This window comes from Sphingomonas sp. R86521, assembly GCF_042466235.1.
Classification (GTDB): domain Bacteria; phylum Pseudomonadota; class Alphaproteobacteria; order Sphingomonadales; family Sphingomonadaceae; genus Sphingomonas.
This window is the reverse complement of sequence record NZ_JAXHBY010000001.1, coordinates 2,926,681-2,944,161: the sequence shown is the minus strand read 5'-3', so window position 1 is coordinate 2,944,161 and position 17,481 is coordinate 2,926,681. Positions and strand designations below refer to the sequence as shown.

Annotated in this window: 17 protein-coding genes; 14 read left to right on the top strand and 3 right to left on the bottom strand. The window is 67.8% G+C overall.

Features of this window, described 5'->3' with window-relative positions; all coding sequences use genetic code 11:
• Window positions 1-21: 21 nt before the first annotated feature.
• The 6 genes from SJY20_RS13770 (at window position 22) to SJY20_RS13745 (ending at window position 8,339) form a co-directional block, all read left to right on the top strand.
• Entirely contained in the window at window positions 22-933 is a 912-nt protein-coding gene (locus tag SJY20_RS13770; protein ID WP_380788711.1) for a D-alanine--D-alanine ligase, read from the top strand.
• Window positions 930-1,877, top strand: a complete 948-nt coding sequence (locus tag SJY20_RS13765; protein WP_380787483.1) for a cell division protein FtsQ/DivIB — start codon at window positions 930-932, stop codon at window positions 1,875-1,877. Before SJY20_RS13770 ends, SJY20_RS13765 begins: the two co-directional genes overlap by 4 nt.
• Entirely contained in the window at window positions 1,878-3,140 is a 1,263-nt protein-coding gene (ftsA, locus tag SJY20_RS13760; RefSeq protein ID WP_380787482.1) for a cell division protein FtsA, read from the top strand.
• 109 nt (window positions 3,141-3,249) lie between these two features.
• Entirely contained in the window at window positions 3,250-4,761 is a 1,512-nt protein-coding gene (gene ftsZ / locus SJY20_RS13755) for a cell division protein FtsZ (protein ID WP_380787481.1), read from the top strand.
• A gap of 141 nt (window positions 4,762-4,902) precedes the next feature.
• The gene (locus tag SJY20_RS13750; RefSeq protein ID WP_380787480.1) at window positions 4,903-7,158 is read left to right on the top strand and encodes an SPOR domain-containing protein; all 2,256 of its coding nucleotides are present in this window, start codon (window positions 4,903-4,905) and stop codon (window positions 7,156-7,158) included.
• Window positions 7,155-8,339 (top strand): deoxyguanosinetriphosphate triphosphohydrolase, encoded by a 1,185-nt coding sequence (locus SJY20_RS13745; RefSeq protein WP_380787479.1) that lies wholly within the window; start codon window positions 7,155-7,157, stop codon window positions 8,337-8,339. Before SJY20_RS13750 ends, SJY20_RS13745 begins: the two co-directional genes overlap by 4 nt.
• A 64-nt stretch (window positions 8,340-8,403) precedes the next feature.
• Here the strand turns inward: SJY20_RS13745 and SJY20_RS13740 are convergent, their stop codons facing one another.
• Entirely contained in the window at window positions 8,404-8,697 is a 294-nt protein-coding gene (locus SJY20_RS13740; protein WP_380787478.1) for a hypothetical protein, read from the bottom strand.
• A gap of 204 nt (window positions 8,698-8,901) precedes the next feature.
• Here SJY20_RS13740 and argS point away from each other — a divergent pair, with 204 nt between their 5' ends.
• The 8 genes from argS to tatC all read left to right on the top strand — a co-directional run bounded on the left by argS (window position 8,902) and on the right by tatC (window position 15,401).
• Entirely contained in the window at window positions 8,902-10,626 is a 1,725-nt protein-coding gene (argS, locus tag SJY20_RS13735) for an arginine--tRNA ligase (RefSeq protein ID WP_380787477.1), read from the top strand.
• On the top strand, window positions 10,626-11,348 hold the full coding sequence (locus tag SJY20_RS13730) for an SPOR domain-containing protein (RefSeq protein ID WP_380787476.1): 723 nt from the start codon (window positions 10,626-10,628) through the stop codon (window positions 11,346-11,348). Before argS ends, SJY20_RS13730 begins: the two co-directional genes overlap by 1 nt.
• Before the next feature lie 166 nt (window positions 11,349-11,514).
• On the top strand, window positions 11,515-12,516 hold the full coding sequence (locus SJY20_RS13725) for a glycoside hydrolase family 3 N-terminal domain-containing protein (protein WP_380787475.1): 1,002 nt from the start codon (window positions 11,515-11,517) through the stop codon (window positions 12,514-12,516).
• A gap of 16 nt (window positions 12,517-12,532) precedes the next feature.
• Window positions 12,533-13,255 carry a segregation and condensation protein A gene (locus SJY20_RS13720; protein WP_380787474.1) on the top strand — a complete coding sequence of 241 codons (723 nt, stop codon included), beginning with the start codon at window positions 12,533-12,535 and terminating at the stop codon, window positions 13,253-13,255.
• Complete coding sequence (gene scpB / locus SJY20_RS13715) at window positions 13,255-13,842, top strand: SMC-Scp complex subunit ScpB (protein ID WP_380788709.1); 588 nt, start codon at window positions 13,255-13,257, stop codon at window positions 13,840-13,842. Before SJY20_RS13720 ends, scpB begins: the two co-directional genes overlap by 1 nt.
• Window positions 13,843-13,870: 28 nt before the next feature.
• A complete protein-coding gene (locus SJY20_RS13710) occupies window positions 13,871-14,107 on the top strand; it encodes a Sec-independent protein translocase TatA (protein ID WP_380787473.1) in 237 nt (78 codons plus the stop codon).
• Window positions 14,108-14,142: 35 nt separating this feature from the next.
• Complete coding sequence (gene tatB / locus SJY20_RS13705; protein ID WP_380787472.1) at window positions 14,143-14,637, top strand: Sec-independent protein translocase protein TatB; 495 nt, start codon at window positions 14,143-14,145, stop codon at window positions 14,635-14,637.
• Window positions 14,634-15,401, top strand: coding sequence for a twin-arginine translocase subunit TatC (gene tatC, locus SJY20_RS13700; protein ID WP_380787471.1), 768 nt, complete (start codon window positions 14,634-14,636; stop codon window positions 15,399-15,401). The genes tatB and tatC overlap by 4 nt, the downstream gene beginning before the upstream one ends.
• Window positions 15,402-15,504: 103 nt before the next feature.
• Here the strand turns inward: tatC and SJY20_RS13695 are convergent, their stop codons facing one another.
• Together SJY20_RS13695 and SJY20_RS13690 are read right to left on the bottom strand one after the other, a co-directional pair.
• Window positions 15,505-15,639 (bottom strand): entericidin A/B family lipoprotein, encoded by a 135-nt coding sequence (locus SJY20_RS13695; protein WP_380787470.1) that lies wholly within the window; start codon window positions 15,637-15,639, stop codon window positions 15,505-15,507.
• Between the two features lie 306 nt (window positions 15,640-15,945).
• Entirely contained in the window at window positions 15,946-17,475 is a 1,530-nt protein-coding gene (locus SJY20_RS13690; protein WP_380787469.1) for a sensor histidine kinase, read from the bottom strand.
• Window positions 17,476-17,481: the final 6 nt, after the last annotated feature.

Below are 17,481 nucleotides of genomic sequence, written 5' to 3'. Positions count from 1 at the left end.
CCCCTCCACATCGCCGTCCTAATGGGCGGCTGGTCCGCCGAACGCGACGTCTCGCTGATGTCGGGCGCCGGCTGTGCCGATGCACTCGAGTCGCTCGGCCACCGCGTCACGCGGATCGACATGGGCCGCGACGTCGCCGCCAGGCTCGCCGAGGCGCAGCCCGACCTCGTCTTCAACGCGCTCCACGGCACCCCCGGCGAGGACGGCTCGGTGCAGGGCCTGCTCGACCTGATGGGCTTGCGCTACACGCATAGCGGGCTCGCGACCTCGGTGATCGCGATCGACAAGGTGCTGACCAAGCTGCTGCTCGTCCCCGCCGGCATCCCGATGCCGGGCGGCCGGATCGTCAAGTCGGCGGACCTGTTCGACGCCGACCCGATGGCGCGGCCCTACGTGCTGAAGCCCGTCAACGAAGGCTCGTCGGTCGGCGTCGCGATCGTCACCGACCAGGGCAATTACGGCAACCCGATCGCGCGCGACAGCGTCGGGCCGTGGATCGACTTCGAGGAACTGCTCGCCGAACCCTATATCCGCGGCCGCGAACTGACGACCGCGGTGCTTGGCGGTCGCGCGCTGGGCGTTACCGAGCTGATCCCGAAGAGCGGCTGGTACGACTACGACGCGAAATACACCGATGGCATGACCGTGCACGAATGCCCGGCGAACATCCCCGACGAAATCGCCGAAGCGTGCAAGGCGCTCGCGCTCGAGGCGCACCGGTTGCTCGGCTGCAAGGGCGCGTCGCGGTCGGACTTCCGCTGGGACGACGAACGCGGCGTCGACGGGCTGTTCCTGCTCGAGGTCAATACCCAGCCGGGAATGACCGCGCTCAGCCTGGTGCCCGAACAGGCGCGCCATGTCGGCATGAGCTATGCCGAGCTGGTCCAGGCGATCGTCGACGAAGCCATGCAGGACGAGGCGCAGACGCCATGAGCCGCACGATCAAGCGGGGCCCCCCGCCCAAACGACCCGCACCGCGACGGAAAGTCGTGGTCAAGAAGGTGTCGGTGATGGACCGCGTGATCGGCATGCTGCCGGTCAGCGAGGAGACGCTGAAGAAACTCGCGACCTGGTCGATCCTGGGTGCCGGCGCGGCGGTCGCAATCGCCGGCGCGGTGTGGGTCGGCATCCCCGGGATGATCGGCGGCGCGGTCGCCGACGGCGCCGGGCGCGCCGGGTTCAAGGTCGACCAGATCGAGGTCACGGGCCTCAAGCGGATGGACCGGATGTCGGTCTATGCGGTCGCGCTGGAGGACAAGCAGAACCAGACGTCGATGCTGTCGGTAGATCTGGAAGGGATTCGCCAGAAGCTGCTGCGCTATGGCTGGATCGCCGATGCGCACGTCTCGCGGCGGATGCCCAACACGCTGCTCGTGGACATCGACGAGCGGACGCCGGCGGCGGTGTGGCAGGACAATGGCCAGCTGACGCTGATCGACGCGGCGGGCGTGCTGCTCGAACCGGTGCAGCCCAATGCGATTCCCAACCTGCCGCTGGTGATCGGCCCCGGCGCGGACCGGCAGGAGGCGTCGTACCAGACCCTGCTCGCCGCCGCCCCGGCGCTGCGGCCGCGTGTGAAGGCGGCGACCTGGGTCGGCAACCGGCGCTGGGACCTGACGTTCGAGAGCGGCGAGACGCTGGCGCTACCCGAAGACGGTGCACCGCGCGCGCTGGTGAAGTTCGCCGAGCTCGACGGATCGCGGCCGCTGCTGGGCCGCGGATGGATCCGGTTCGACATGCGCGACCCGACCAAGCTGGTCGCGCGCAAGCCCGGCGCGAGCCTGGCACACAGCGTCGACGTGCCGGCGCAGGATACGACGTCGATGAAGACCCGATCGGAGACCGCGGGGGCGGACGCAACAGGCGAGGAAGTCTAGATGGCGAAAGTGGCACCTGAGGGGCTGATCACGGCCCTCGATATCGGATCGTCGAAAGTCTCGGCGATGATCGCACAGAAGGGCGATGGCGGCGAGCTGATCGTGCTCGGTACCGGGCAGCGGGAGAGCCGGGGCGTCAAGCGTGGCTATATCGCCGACATGGCGGCCACCGAAGCCGCGGTACGCGAGGCGGTCGAACAGGCCGAGCGGATCGCGGGCATCAACATCGAGAACGTCTGGGTCGGGTTTTCGGCCGGCGGGCTCGTGTCCGATGTCGCCGAGGTCGAGTTCGAGCTGGGCGGCCACCGTGTCGAGCAGCAGGATATCGATGCGCTGCTCGCGGCCGGACGCAACTCGATCGATCCGCAGGGCCGCATGGTGCTGCACGCTCAGCCCGCGCTCTACACGCTGGACGGGCTGACCGGGGTGAAGAAACCGCTCGGGTTGCACGCCGACCGACTGGGCGTGCACATCCACGTCGTCGCCGCCGATGGCTCGCCGGTCCGCAACCTCGATCTCTGCGTCCGGTCGGCGCATCTCGAGGTGAAGTCGATCATCGCCTCGCCGGTCGCGACCGGTCTTGCCTGCCTGTCCGAAGAGGAGCGCGAACTGGGTGTCGCGCTGGTCGAGATGGGCGCGGGGATCACCAACGTGTCGCTGTTCGCCGGCGGCATGCTGGTCGGGCTCACCTCGATCCCGGTCGGTGCGCAGGACATCACCGACGACATCGCCTCGGCGTTCGGCACGCGGCGGCAGCTGGCGGAGCGGATGAAATGCTTCCACGGGTCGGCCAACGCATCGCCGCGCGACAATCACGACATGATCCCGGTCGTGCCGATCTCTGCCGAGGACGGGGCGGGCGAGGGCGCGCAGATCACCAAGGCGCAGCTGATCGGCGTGATCCGCCAACGCCTGGAACATCAGATGGGCGAGGTGCGCACCGCGCTCGCCAAGCTGAAGTTCGAGGGACCGGTCGGGCGCCAGGTCGTGCTGACCGGCGGCGGCGCCGAGCTGAAGGGCATCGCCGATTACGCGCAACAGGCGCTGGGCCGCTCGGTCCGGATCGGCCGGCCGCGCGGACTGACCGCCCTGCCAGAGGCGCATGGCGGTCCGGCGTTCGCCACGCTAGCGGGTCTGGCTTTCTATGCGGCGACCGATCCGGTCGATCTGCGCGGCCTCGCGCCGCAGCGGACGACGGTGCATCGACCGAAGGGCATGGGCATGATGCGCAAGCTGATTCAGGCGGCGCGCGCGAATTATTGAGGAATGGTGACGTTCGACTCGCTTTTGTGTGGAACGTCGCAAGTCGATAGTGCAAAACGGTTAATCAGGGGCCCGGCGGCGTATCATCCGGGATGTGCGGAGACAGGCTATGAGCATCGAATTCTTGAGTCCCGAAGTGGATGAGCTGGCCCCGCGCATCGCGGTGATCGGTGTCGGTGGTGCGGGCGGCAACGCCATCGCCAACATGATGCGTGCGGACGTCCAGGGCGTCGACTTCCTGGTCGCGAACACCGACGCGCAGGCGCTGAAGCAGTCGATCGCGCCGCAGCGCATCCAGCTCGGCACCAAGATCACGCAGGGCCTCGGCGCCGGCAGCCGTCCCGAGATCGGTCGCGCCGCCGCCGAAGAGACGATCGACCAGCTCGCCAAGATGCTCGAGGGCGCGCACATGTGCTTCATCACCGCCGGCATGGGCGGCGGTACCGGCACCGGTGCTGCCCCGGTGATCGCCAAGGCGGCGCGCGACATGGGCATCCTGACCGTCGGCGTCGTCACCAAGCCGTTCGCGTTCGAGGGCAACCGTCGCGCCAAGTCGGCCGAGGGCGGCATCGAGGAACTGCAGAAGTACGTCGATACGCTGATCGTCATTCCGAACCAGAACCTGTTCCTCATCGCCAATGCGAACACGACCTTCAAGGAAGCGTTCACGATGGCGGACGAGGTCCTCCAGCAGGGCGTCCGCAGCATCACCGATCTGATGGTCATGCCGGGCCTGATCAATCTCGATTTCGCCGACGTCCGCAGCGTGATGCAGGAAATGGGCAAGGCGATGATGGGCACCGGCGAGGCGAGCGGCGACAACCGCGCGCTCGAAGCCGCGCAGAAGGCGATCTCGAACCCGCTGCTCGAAGGCGTCAGCATGCAGGGCGCAAAGGGCGTGATCATCTCGATCACCGGCGGCGACGACATGCGCCTGCTCGAAGTCGACGAGGCCGCGAACCACATCCGCGACCTGGTCGATCCCGATGCCAACATCATCTGGGGTTCGGCGTTCAACCAGGAACTCGAAGGCAAGATCCGCGTCTCGGTCGTCGCGACCGGGATCGATGCCGACGCCAAGGCGCCGGCCGCGCCGCTCGAGCCGACGCGCTCGTTCAGCTTCGGCGGCATCCGCAAGACCGACGAGACCACCTCGTTCCGTCCGAGCGAGCCTGCCGCACCCGCCGCCGCGGCTCCCGCAGCGCCGGCTCCTGCACCGGTGGCACAGGACGAGCCGATGGACCTGCCCGCGTCGACCGCGATCCCGGCCGAGCCGGCCAAGGCGGACGACGAGGAACTCGTCCTGGGTACCGAGACGATCGTGCCGGAGCCGCCGCGGACCTTCGCCGACGAGACGTTCGGCTCGGCGCCGACGGTCGCAACCGGTCACGTGCCGACGCCGGCCGCCGACGAAGGCGGCGCACGCCGTCGCTGGCTCGCCCCCGGTGCCGAAGCGCCAGCCGAAGCTGCGACCGCTGCAACGCCCCGCGTGAAACTTGGTGGTACGCTGTTCGAACGGATGTCCAACGCGGCGCGCGGCGCGGCCAAGGAAGACGGCGAGGCTCCGGCGACGGACCCGCTCGACATTCCCCGGTTCCTGCATCGCCAGAACAACCAGTAAGCCCGACGCTGCGGCCATTCCCCGGAATGGCCGCAGCGTTGTCGCGTCCCGCATTCGTCGCCGGCTTCCCCCGCTTCATCGTGACGGTGAAGATGTGACATTGCCGGTTGGAGCGCGCTGGCGTCTAGCTGTCGGTCGACCATGATACGTCCTCTCACCTTTACCCTGACGGCGATGCTGCTGCTCGCGGCCAGCCCGTGCGCGGTGGCCGCGCAGGAAGTCGTGCAGGCGCTGCCCGGCACCACCGATGCCGATCGCCTCGGCGACGTGATGCGCCAGCTCGCGAGCAGCCCGCAGAATGTGGACGCACTCCTGCATGCCGGCGAATTGTCGATCGACGTCGGCGACCTGAGCGGTGCCGCGGCGTTGTTCGCGCGCGCGGAAAAGGTCGATCCCCGCAACGGCCGGGTCAAGGCGGGGATGGCATCGATCCTCGTCCGCTCGGAGCGGCCGGGCGAGGCGCTCCGCTATTTTTCGCAGGCCGAGGCACTGGGTCTCGATCCACGCCGCTTCGCCGCCGATCGCGCGCTCGCCTATGATCTGGTCGGGCAGCAGGACCGCGCGCAACGCGACTACCGCGTCGCGCTGCGCGATACCCCGGATGACGAAACCGTGCGGCGCTATGCGTTGTCGCTGGGCATTTCGGGCAAGCAGGAACTCGCGCTGAAACAACTCGCGCCCCTATTGCAGAAGACCGATCGCGGCGCGTGGCGCGCCCGCGCGTTCATCCTGGCGATGACCGGCGATGTGCCGGCGGCCGAGCGGATCGCGACGACGATGATGCCGGCGGGGATGGCGCAGGGCTTGCTCCCGTTCTTCGCGCGGTTGCCGTCGCTGCCGGCGGGCGACCGTGCGTTTGCGGTACATTTCGGCGAGATCCACGCGTCGCCGGAACGGCTTGTCGATGCGCGGATGGTGCCGCCGTTGCCGATGCTCGGTCCCGATCCGACCGCGCCGGTGATGATGGCCGCGGCACAGCCGGTAACCGTCGTGCCCGTGCAAAAGTCGCAAAAGGCGTCGAAGCGCGACCGGCGGCAGGCGTCGCGCGTCGAGATGGCGGCGGTCAGGCAGGGTTCGCCGACCAGGACGGTCCAGCCGACGCCGTCGCCCGTGATGGTGGCGCAGGCTGCCGTCCGTACCGCGCCATCGACCGTTCAGGCGGTGCCGGCACCGGTCGTCGTTGCGCAGGCGCCGGTTCGCACCGCTCCCGTGACGGTCCCGTCGTCGCCGACGCCCGTGGTCGTCGCTCAGGCGCCCGCTCGGACAGCGGTTCCAGCGACGGCATACGCGTATCGTGCGCCGACCACGCTGGCGCAGGTGCAGACCCAGAGCGCGACCAGGACCGAGACCCAGGCCGAGACCCGGACTGTCGCGCCCGTGCTGGCGCAGTCCGTCCCGGCGCGGATGCCGCCGACGACCGCGAGCGGGCAGTTGCCGGCGACGATGGTCGCGCAGATGGCGGCGATGCCCGCGCCGAGCAGTGCGCCCGTCACGCGCGCGTCGAGCATGGGGCTGCCGGCCACGCCGCTGTCGCCGGGGGCATCCTCCGTGGCGAGCGCGCAGCCCTTGCCGTCGCCCGGATTTTCGAGCGGCGCGACCGCGGTTACTGCAGCGCCCAGCGTGTCGCCATCTGCGACCTTCTCCCGCCCGACCACGGTCGCGCCGGTGCAGGCAGGGGCCGTGGCGACACCGGCACCGGTCGCGGTGGCCGCTATACCCACCCCCGCTGCGGAGGTCGCGGCGGCGCCGGAGTCTATTGGCCGGACCGGCGACGATTCGATCCTGGCGCGGATCGTTGCCGGGCTTTCGATCCCGGCGTCCGAGCTCGATGTCGCGCCGGTCGTCGCACACCCGACGACCGGTGCGGCGCCTGCCGTCGCGATAATGTCGCCCGACGCCCAGCGCGTCATCGCCGAGGCGCAGGCAAAGGCCGATCGCGATGCCGCGGCGAAGGCCGTCCTCGCCAAGAAGCTGGCCGCGGAAAAAGCGATCGTCGCGAAGAAGGCCGCGGACAAGAAGGCCGTTGCCGACAAGAAGGCGCTCGCCGAGAAGAAGGCCGCCGCCGCTGAAAAGGCGATCGCGGACAAGGAAGCCGCCGAGGAGAAGCGCATCGCGCGCGCCAATCCCGAGCGGATATGGGTCCAGGTCGCCGGTGGCGCGACTGCGGGCGATCTGCCCAAGGCGTGGAAGGCCGTGAAGGCCAAGGCGCCGACGGTGTTCGCCGCGCGTGGCGGCTGGACCACGCCGCTGCGCGCGACCAACCGCGTGCTGGCGGGACCGTTCAAGACCGATGCCGAGGCGCGCAGCTTCGTCAATCAGCTGGCCAAGAGCGGCGTCTCGGCATTCACCTTCACCAGCGATGAGGGCCAAGCGGTCACCAGGTTGCCGACGAAATGAGTTACCGCGCGCCCTGGGCTTCGGACCCGGCGCGCAGCAAAGGTCGTCTCCACGAGGAACAGAACGGGACCGCGCGCGGACCCCGCGACGCCTTTCAGCGTGATCGCGACCGGATCATCCATTCGATCAGCTTTCGCCGCCTGCGCCACAAGACGCAGGTGTTCATGGCGCCCGACGGCGACCATTTCCGCGTCCGGTTGACGCACAGCCTGGAAGTCGCGCAGATCGGCCGCACCATCGCGCGGACGCTGGCGCTGAACGAGGACCTGACCGAGGCGTTGTGCCTGGCGCATGACATCGGCCATCCGCCGTTCGGCCATGCCGGCGAAGACGCGCTGAAGGCAGCGCTGATGCCCTCGGTCGAGGAAGGCGGGCAGGGCGGCTTCGATCACAACGGCCATACCCTGCGCACGCTGATAACGATCGAGCATCCCTATCCGTGCTGGACCGGGCTCAACCTGACCTGGGAAACGCTGGAGGGACTCGCCAAGCATAACGGCCCGGTACGCCATCCGGGCTGGGCGCTGGCGGCGGCGGACGCGGAGTTCCCGCTCGACCTGACGCAGTTCTCCAGCCTCGAGGCGCAGGTCGCGGCGATCGCCGACGATATCGCCTACGACAATCACGACATCGACGACGGTCTTCGCGCGGGGTTGCTGACGCTGGACCAATTGATGGCGGTGCCGCTGGTGGCGCAGGGCTGGGATGCGGCGCGCGCGCGCTACCCGGATGTCGCGCCGAAGCGGCTGATGGGCGAACTCGTCCGCGGGCAGATCGGGACGATGGCGAACGACCTGATCGCCGAGACTCGCCAGCGCATCGCGGCCAGCGGTGTCGCGACTGCCGACGATGTGCGGGCTGCGGGAACCTGCCTGGTCGGATTCTCGGATGCGATGCGCGATCAGGAACGCGACCTGAAGCGGTTCATGTACGCGAACCTGTATCACCATCCGCGCCAGCTGGAGGCGGCAGGCGCCGCGCACGGCATCGTCGCCGGGCTGTTCGCGGCCTATCGCGCCGACCCCGCAACGATTCCAGAGGAGTGGCGCGACCGGCTGCCCGAAACCGAACCGGATCGCAGCCGGCATATCGCCGACTTCATCGCCGGAATGACCGATCGCTATGCGGTCTCGCGCTACCGCGAGATCGTTGGGCCGATCGACCTGCCGGACGGATTCTGAACCAACGAAAACGGCGGCCGGGAATGTCCCGGCCGCCGTTACGGTACGCTAGCAGAAGCCGAAATCAGTTCGCGGTCGGGGCGATCCCGCCGGCGGCACCGCTGGCATCGCGGGTCTTGAACGAAACCGGCACACCGCCCGACTTGCCCGAGACGTGGTCGCCGCGGACGATCAGGTGGAACGCCTCACCCGAGGGGAAGCGACGGCCGTCGATGACCTGGCGGTCGTCCTGATGGCTGGACGTATAGACATAGGTGCTGCCGTCGTGGACGAAGCTCTGACGGCCCTCGGCGGCCATGCCGATCGACGAGGTCAGGGCAGCGGCGGCGGCGGTCAGGATAAGGATGGTCTTGCGCATGATCATGTCTCCACAGTGCAGGTGTCGAGCCGGATCAGCTGGGCCGGTCTCCGAAGAGGAAATTATTGCAGCGCAGCATAAGTCGCAATTGCAAACCCACCGATCGCGATTGCGTCTGACGCATTCCGTCACAATTGGTGTCACTTCTCAAAATTGCGGTGACCGGCTAAGGGACGCGCTTTCGTGCCACGCCTGGAACTCCCGATGACGCTCTACATCCGTTTCGCCGCGCATATCGATGCGGCGCTCGACACGCTGACCGCGGCAGGCACGCTGCCCGCCGGGCTCGATCGCAAAAACGTTACCGTCGAGCCGCCACGCGACGCCAGTCACGGCGACCTCGCGACCAACGCCGCGATGGTGCTGGCCAAGCCTGCCAGGACCAATCCGCGCGCGCTCGCCGAGGCGCTGGTCGCCGAACTGGCCAAGCTGGACGACGTCGCCGAGGCGAGCGTCGCGGGCCCGGGCTTCATCAACATGAAGCTGACCGACGACGCGTGGCGCGGCGAGCTGGCGGCAGTGCACGCGGCGGGGGCCGATTACGGCCGCTCGACACAGGGGCAGGGGATCACGGTCAACATCGAATACGTCTCGGCCAACCCGACCGGGCCGATGCACATGGGCCATTGCCGCGGCGCAGTGGTCGGCGATGCGCTGGCCGCATTGCTCGAATTCGCCGGGCACCGCGTGATCCGGGAATATTACGTCAACGATGCCGGTGGCCAGGTCGACGTGCTCGCGCGCTCGGTTCACCTGCGCTACCGCGAAGCGCTGGGCGAGACCGTGACGATCCCGGAAGGCCTGTATCCCGGCGAGTACCTGATCCCGGTCGGCCAAGCGCTGGCGACCGAGTTCGGCGATCGTTTCGTGGACGCACCCGAAAGCGAATGGCTCGTCACCTTCCGCACCCGCGCGGTCGCGGCGATGATGGTGATGATCCGCGCCGATCTGGCGCTGCTCGGTATCGAACACGAGATATTCTCGTCCGAGGCCGAACTGCAGGCGCTCGGCAAGCCCGAGGCTGCCGAGGCCGAGCTGCGGTCGCGCGACCTGGTCTATGACGGCGTGCTCGAAGCGCCCAAGGGCGAGATGGCGGACGATTGGGAGCCGGTCGAGCTGCCGCTGTTCCGCTCGACGCAGTTCGGCGACGACCAGGATCGGCCGATCAAGAAGTCGAACGGGTCGTGGACCTACTTCGGCGCCGATCTCGCCTATCACTTCCAGAAGAGCCAGACCGCCGACCAGCTGATCGATATCTGGGGCGCGGATCACGGCGGCACCGTGAAGCGGATCGTCGCGGCGGTCGCGGCGCTGACCGGCGGCAAAACCCGGTTCGACGTCAAGCTGGTGCAGATGGTGCGCCTGCTGCGCGCCGGCGAGCCGGTGAAGATGTCCAAGCGCTCGGGCAATTTCGTCACGCTGGCCGACGTCGTCCGCGAAGTCGGCAAGGACGTCGTCCGCTTCACGATGCTGACGCGGCGGTCCGACGCGCAGATGGATTTCGACTTCGCCAAGGTGGTCGAGGCGTCGAAGGACAACCCGGTATTCTACGTCCAATATGCCCATGCGCGGATCGCGTCGCTGCACCGGCGCGCGGCGGAGGCGGGAATCGCAGAGATTTCGGCGGACCTGTCCCGGCTTGATACGGACGAACTGGCGCTGGTCCAGCTCGCAGCGCAGTTCCCGCGGACCGTGGAGACCGCCGCCACGGCACGCGAACCACACCGTATCGCGTTCTATCTCTATGACTTGGCGGCGGCGTTCCATGCGTTGTGGAATGTCGGCAACGATCGTCCCGACCGGCGTTTCCTGGTCGTCGAGGATCCGGGTGCGACTGCGGCACGTCTTTTCTTGGCGGACGCAATAGGGCAGATTATTCGCAACGGCTTGGGCATCATGGGTGTCGAAGCGGTATCGGAGATGAAGTGATGGCCGACGACATGGATCTGCGCGAGGAAGACCGGCTTCCCTGGCTGGAAACGGTCGAGCCCGACGAGGACGAATCGGTCGGGATCGGCCGAGTCGTGGCGCTGGTCGTGCTCGGTCTGGGCGTGCTCGCCGCAATCATCTTCGGCATCTATTCGCTGCAGCATCGCCAGCCCGCCGGCGACGGCCAGCTGATCGCCGCGCAGGAGGGCGACTACAAGGTCAAGCCGCAGGATCCAGGCGGCCTGAAGGTCGACGGCGAAGGCAACAGCGCGATCGCCACCAGCGCCGGCAAGGGCGCGGGCAACGGCGCGATCGACCTGCGCGGCGTGCCGGAAACCCCGGTTGCCGGCCAGCATGCCAAGCCGGTGGCGGCAAAGGATGCGACCGGTCGCAACGCCGTAGCGCAGGTGCCGGCTTCGGGCGGACGCCTGATCGCGACCGCACCGGTGGCCGCATCGCGCCCGGGTGGCACGAACGCCGTGGTGGCCGGGTCGCTGGTCCAGCTCGGCGCATTCCCGAGCGAGGCAGTCGCCAACGCCGCCTGGGATCGGTTCTCGAAGCAATTCGCCTATGTCGCGGCACTCGGCAAGTCGGTCCAGCCGGTCGCGACCGGTGGCAAGACGCTGTACCGGCTGCGCGTGAACGCGGGCAGCGCGAACCAGGCAGCGGATATCTGCGGCCGGCTGCGCGTCGCTGGCGAGACGTGTTTCGTCGCGAGCTGACCTAGCGCGCTGAGCTAGCCTTCCCGGTTCTCCCGCGAACGCGGGAGCCCAGGGTCAAGCAGCGACATCGCGCGTAACTCTGGGCTCCCGCTTTCGCGGGAGAACAAGTTGTTGAGAGGCACGTTCAGGGTGACGGCTGGAAAGCGTCCGGCTACACCCCCGCGCCATGAAACCCGTCATCTTCGGCCTCTCCGGCCCGACCCTGACCGCCGAAGAACGCGCGTTCTTCGCGGATGTCGAACCCGCCGGCTACATCCTGTTCAAGCGCAACGTCGTCGACCGCGCACAACTCCATGCCCTGACAGACTCGCTCCGCGCCGTCGCGGGCCGCGAAGATCTCGCGATCCTGATCGATCAGGAGGGCGGCCGCGTCGCGCGGATGGGGCCGCCGGAATGGCCCGACTTCCCCGCCGGCCCCCAATTCGACGCGCTGTACGAGCGCGCGCCGATGACCGCGATACAGGCGGTGCGCGCCAACGCGCAAGCCCTCGGCCTGATGCTCGCCGAGGTCGGGATCACCGTCGATTGCGCGCCGCTGCTCGACGTCGCGCAGCCCGACACCACCGACGCGATCACGATCCGCGCGTTCGGGTCCGAGCCGATGCGAGTCGCGGCGATGGGTCGCGCGACGCTGGAAGGGCTGGCCGCGGGGGGCGTCGTCGGCGTCGTCAAGCACATGCCGGGCCACGGCCGCGCGCAGGTCGATTCGCATCATCTACTCCCGACCGTCGCCGCCAGCGATGCCGAGCTCCAGATCGATATCGAACCGTTCCGCACGCTGAACGCCGCCCCGATGGGCATGACCTCGCATATCGTCTTCGAGGCCTGGGACGCCGACCGCCCCGCGACGCTGTCGCCGACGGTCATCGCCGACATCATCCGCGGTCGGATCGGGTTCGACGGCCTGCTGATGACCGACGATATCGACATGAAGGCATTGTCGGGCTCGGCGGGCGACAAGGCGGCAGGCGCGATCGCCGCGGGATGCGACCTGGTCCTCGATTGCCACGCCAACATGGCCCAAATGCTTGAGATCGTCGCGCGGCTGGACGACATCGCCCCGGCATCGCGCGCCCGACTCGACCGCGCGATGGCCAGTGTCGGCGCCCCCACGGGCGACTTCGCGGAATTGATCGCGCGACGTGATGCCTTGATGGCGGCCAGCTGACCGCTAGGCTGGCCGGATGGCTGCCGACGACACGCTGACGCTGGAACTGGACGGGTGGGAGGGGCCGCTCGACCTGTTGCTGTCGCTCGCGCGCGGGCAGAAGGTCGATCTGCGCGCGATCTCGATCCTCGCGCTGGTCGAACAGTATCTGGCCTATGTCGATCAGGCGCGCGCGCTGAAGCTGGAGCTGGCGGCCGATTATCTGGTGATGGCGGCATGGCTCGCCTATCTGAAGTCGGCGCTGTTGCTGCCCCGCGATCCGCAGGCGGACCCGGACCCCGAGGAACTCGCGGTAAGGCTGCAGCTTCGTCTCGCCCGGCTGGGGGCGATGCGCGAAGCAGGTGCCCGGCTTGTGGCGCGCGACCGCACCGGCCGCGACGTCTTCGCGCGCGGCGCACCCGAGGGATTGCGCACCGTCCGCACCGCGCAGTGGAGCGTCGAAATCTACGACCTGATCGCCGCCTATGGACGCGTCACCGCGCGGACGCGGCCGGTGATGCACGTCGTCGCGGACCGTGCGGTGATGACGCTGGAGGCGGCGCTGTACCGGGTCTCGACGCTGCTCGGCGAGCGCATCGACTGGAGCGTGATCGAAAGCTTCCTGCCCGACGCGGGTGAGGCGCTGCGGCGGTCGGCGCTGGCGTCGAGCTTCGTCGCGGCTCTCGAACTCGCACGGCAGGGCCGGGTCGAACTGCGCCAGGCCGGACCGTTCGCGCCGCTCTATCTGCGCGGCCTGTGATGCCGCTCGACGTGACCCCGCCCGACGATTTCACGCGGGCGGTCGAAGCGGTGCTGTTCGCCGCCGAGACCCCGCTGACCATCGAGGCGATTCGCGCGCATGTCGGGAGCGGCGACGTCCGTGCCGCGCTCGACCGGATCGCCGGGGACTATGCCGGCCGCGGCATCGGCATCGTCCGCCGCGGCGACCGCTGGCAGTTCCAGACCGCGCCCGACATGGCGCACATGCTGCGCCGCGTCCGCGCCGAGACCCGGAAGCTGAGCCGCGCGGGGATCGAAACGCTGGCGATCATCGCCTATCACGAACCGGTTACGCGTGCCGAGATCGAGTCGATCCGCGGCGTGCAGATATCGAAGGGTACAATCGACGTGCTGATGGAGGCGGGGTGGGTGCGCCCCGCCGGTCGGCGCGAGGTTCCGGGGCGGCCGCTGACCTATGCGACCAGTCCGGAATTCCTCGTTCATTTCGGTCTGGCGAGCCGGCGCGATCTGCCCGGACTCGACGATCTGCGCGCCGCCGGGCTGCTCGATCCGGTCGATCTCGCCTTTGAGCAACTGGAGGTGGAAAACCCTGGCGAAGAGGACTAGATAGAACGGAGTTTCCAGGAGAATTGCCATGGGCGGTTTCAGCCCGATTCACTTACTCGTGCTTGCAGTCGTTGCGATCCTTCTGCTTGGCGGCGGCCGATTCTCCAGCCTGATGGGCGACGTCGCCAAGGGCGTGAAGAACTTCAAGAAGGGCATGGCCGAGCCCGACGAGGATGCCGGCAAGCCCGCCGCGCGTATCGAAGCGCAGAAGACCGCCGATCCCGCGTTCGATCGCGACGGCAATCGCGTCCGCGAAGACCGCTAGGACCTTCGTTGACGTACCAGGACAGGCGCGGCTGAATGTTCGATATCGCGCCATCCGAGCTGTTGCTCGTGGGTTTCGTCGCGCTCGTCGTGATCGGACCGAAGGATCTGCCAAAGGCGATGCGCGTCGTCGGCTATTGGGTCGGCAAGGCGCGCGGCGTCGCGCGGCAGTTCCGCTCGGGTTTCGATTCGATGGTCCGCGAGGCGGAGCTCGAGGAAATGGAAAAGCGCTGGGCCAGCGAGAACGAGCGGATCATGCGCGAGCATCCGCAGACCTCCGACGCTGATACGCATCCGGTCGCCGACGCCGCTCATCCGTCGACGGAAGACGGCGAAGGCGCGGTGGTGACGGTCGACAAGCCGGTCGTCGTTCCCGCCGACCCCAAGCCTGCCGACCCTAAGCCTGTTGAGACGCCCGCGCACGCGCCGGACCTGTTCGACGGGGCGGGGCATCCCGATGCGCACGCCAGGCCGGTGGACGAAACGCCCCCACATGACCCTGCGCACGACAAGGGTATCGCACAGTCATGAGCGAGATCGACGACAGCCGCGCACCCTTGCTCGACCATCTGATCGAGCTGCGCCGGCGCCTGCTGTATTGCATCGCGGCGTTGGTCGTGACGTTCGCGGTGGCGATGTATTTCGCCGAGGATATCTTCGGCTTCCTGGTCCACCCGCTGCTGATCGCCGGGCAGAACACGGTAATCTATACCGAGATTTTCGAGGCGTTCTTCGTCCAGATCAAGGTCGCGTTCTTCGCCGCGATGATGTTGTCGTTCCCGGTGATCGCGAACCAGCTGTGGCAGTTCGTCGCGCCGGGGCTGTACAAGAAGGAGAAGCGCGCGCTGTTGCCGTTCATCCTGGCGACCCCGGTGCTGTTCCTGATGGGCGCGGCGATGGCCTATTACATCGCGGTGCCGATGGCGCTGCACTTCCTGCTCGGCTTTGACGGCGTCGTCGGCGGGGTGAAGCGCGAGGCGCTGCCCGGGATCGGCAATTATTTGTCGTTCATCATGCAGTTCCTGTTCGGCTTCGGCATCGCGTTCCTGCTGCCGGTGCTGCTGATGCTGCTGGAGCGCGCCGGGATCGTCACGCGGAAACAGCTGATCGGGGCGCGTCGCTATGCGATCGTCGCGGCGTTCGCGATCGCCGCGGTGCTGACCCCGCCGGACATCGGATCGCAGCTGTTGCTCGCGATCCCGCTGGTGATCCTGTACGAACTGGCGCTGATCGGTATCTGGTTCACCGAGCGCAGCCGGGCCAAGGCCGCGAGTACCGAGATCGTCGAGATCTGACGCTGGCCGCAGCGGCGCCACGTCGAGCCGCTACGCAGTCCAAACCAAAACGGGCCCCGGTGCGTCTGCACCGGGGCCCGTTCGGTATCCGCAGAAGAGCGGTTTACTTGGCGTCGTGAGCCGTCTTGGCAACGGTCTTTCCGGCCGAGCTGACATCCTTGCCAGCGCCTTCGACCGTGTTGCAAGCCGAGACCATCAGCGCGCCGGCGACAAACGCCAATCCAACCAACTTACGCATGATACTATCTCCTGAACGGGCTTGAATGCCGCCTTCCCAATGATCGATCGCAGCTTTCGTTCCGTGTTCGGAACGGTCGGCGAGATGTAGAGAAGGGATAAAGGCCCGGAAGCACCACCGGGGGGGGGAAGGGTGGAAACTTCCGGGCCTTATGACTTGGATGACGAGAGCGGGGGGGCATAAAGTCGCCATCCGAAGAGTAAAACGGCAAGCGGTGAAGTCAGTTCCGCCGAGTTTGAACTTTTTTCCAATACCGCAGGATCAAGGTCGAATGCCGGCCTGTAACGCCTGCGATTACGCCGTCGGTTAGTCGGAACCGGTGATCGCAAACGCGATCTCGTACGCGCCGGCAAGCGGATCGTGATGCAACGGCGACCGCAGCTGGCGCGACAGGCCTTCCATCACACGCCCATAGCGCGTCGCCGCGTCGCGCAGCGCGTCGCTCTCGACCAGCGCACGTGAGACCACCCTCAACAGAGCGCGTTTGGGATCGTCGCAAGGCTTCACCACCAGCCGGATTTGCGCGGTCGGATCGCAAGTCATCGCGAGTTCGATGGTCTCCGTGACCAGGAACGCGATCGCGACGGCGACGTCCTGGTTGACGAGGAATGGCCCGACATCGAGCGTGATGCCCATCCCGTGCGAGCGATCCGGCGCGGTGGCGCGGATATTGGCCGCGAGTTCCCCGATCATCGTGCGCAGGTTCAGCCCGCGATTCTCTTCCATCTCGGCGAAATGGTTGCGGTGGACCACCGCCAGCGCATCGACGCGCCGCTGGATCGACGAATAGGCGTCGGTCGCATCCGCACTCTTCGCGCTGCGGGCGTGGAAATTGATCAGGCTGGAGATCACCTGGAGATTGTTCTTCACGCGGTGATGGACTTCGCGGGTCAGCTTGGTCTGGCGCACCAGCCCCTCGGCGAGCCCGGCTTCATGCAGCGCGACGGTCCGGCTAATCGCCTGGAAGGTCTCGCCGAGTTCGCGAATCTCCTGGGCAGGGAGCGTGCGGACGCTGCCCGGATCAATCTCTTCGCCCGGCTGGAACGCGGCCACGCTGCCGCGCAACTGGCGCAGGGGGCGAATCAGCAGATGGTCGACGACGAACCACGCGATGCTGGCGGCCGCGAGCCACATCAGCAACGGCAGCAGCATCGCGATGACCAGCGACGACGTGATCGGCGCACTGCGGACGCTGGTGCGCAGTGCGAGGCCAGCCACGCCGAGATCGGTCCGCATCGTCTCCAGCCGGTCGAGCGGTTGCTCGTCGGGGATGTTCTCGAGCACCAGCATGTCCTCGCCCAGCACCAGCGCGCTGCTGAAGGTCAGCGCGTGACTGGACGGGCTGCCGATCTTTTCGAGGAAGGGCCGCGGGAAATACGCGCGGGCCGAGGTATCGCCGCGAGGCCCGGAAATTGCCAGCACCAAACCACGACCCGGCAGGATCGCCGCTGCCACCGGCATGTCGTTCGATCGCAACGCGACCGGATCGGGCAGCGATTCGCCGCACAACACGCGGCCGCTGCGATCGGCGATCACGAACCGCGTTCCCGCCGACGATTGCTGCGCGAACACACCCTGGGCACGCGCGCAGGATGGTGCGTCGGCGGGATCGGACCCCAGCGCGTTCACCGCAACCCTAAGAGCGGTCATGTCACCGATCAGTTCGATCGCGATCGCGCGTGCGCTTTCGTTGGCAGTCACGCGCAATCGCGCCCGCGCTTCTGAATCAGCCAGGCGCGTGGTCTGCAACGTCGCGAAGACCGCGATCAGCGCCAGTGGCAACAGCGCCGCACTGAGGATGAGGAACAGTTTTGCGCCGGTGGGCAGGCGACCCATCGCATC